This window comes from Pedococcus sp. P1_H8 (genome assembly GCF_056405175.1).
This window is the reverse complement of sequence record NZ_JBFUCP010000028.1, coordinates 1-840: the sequence shown is the minus strand read 5'-3', so window position 1 is coordinate 840 and position 840 is coordinate 1. Positions and strand designations below refer to the sequence as shown.

Here is an 840-nt window from a genome sequence, read left to right as displayed (position 1 = left end):
AGCCGAGGTAGCGCGGCCGTCCGGCGTCCACCCAGTCGCGGAAGCGGGCGTCGATCCGGTCCGCGATCACGACGTACGTTTCCCAGCTGTCCTCGACCCGGTAGATATCCGCCGCGGTGGTGTCGAACGCGTCGAGGTAGTCGTCGATGAATCGGGAGTCGTCRTTCTCGCCGGCGTAGTACGCGACGGCGAAGGCGCTGCCRTCGGCGGTGAGATCGTCGCTGACGAACTTCTCGTCGAGCACCTTCATCARAAAGGCGCCGGGCGTCGCCTCCCGCGACTCGAGCGGTTCGAGTTCGTCCTCGACGTCCTCCCCCGCGAAGCCGCTCAACAGGCACCACGCTGCAAACATGCCGATGTGAGTGCCACCGGCAGCATTCGGCAGATCGTCGGGAAACTCGCCGCCGTAATGCCAGGCGGCGTCGTCGTACTTCGTCACGGATTCGCTTCCTTCGGTTCGGCCCGCGTTGCAGTGCCCCACGATCGACATCGTCGCCACAACTCCTCGAGAGGAGCCATGCGGAGCCGTCCGATCACCTGGAACGGGGCCCTTCCAGAGTGAATGCGCTTCGTACGTGAGTACGTCGGAGCCGAACTGGACATGTTCCTCCGACGCCGCGATTCCGCCGAGGTCTGGCCGCCGGAGACCTGAACGCGCACCTGACCGGCAACAACATGGAACTCATCCAAATTTAGGTGATCAGGAGCCATCGTCAAGTGCGACTACCGACTGGTCATCCCAGGGATTCGCATGCAGCCCAGAGCGAACCGGCAAGTCGAACGCCCTCCCTTCGCTCTCGTGCGGTGTCCGGGAAGCCCTACCCGAGGGCGTCCCTGATC

The 840-nt window shown here is 64.3% G+C and carries 1 protein-coding gene; it reads right to left on the bottom strand.

Annotation, left to right across the window (positions count from 1 at the left end; genetic code table 11):
• A partial coding sequence (locus tag AC1DYG_RS18625) for a DUF7832 domain-containing protein (RefSeq protein WP_477641358.1) occupies positions 1–439 on the bottom strand: 439 nt, incomplete at its 3' end.
• Between the last annotated feature and the right edge of the window lie 401 nt (positions 440–840).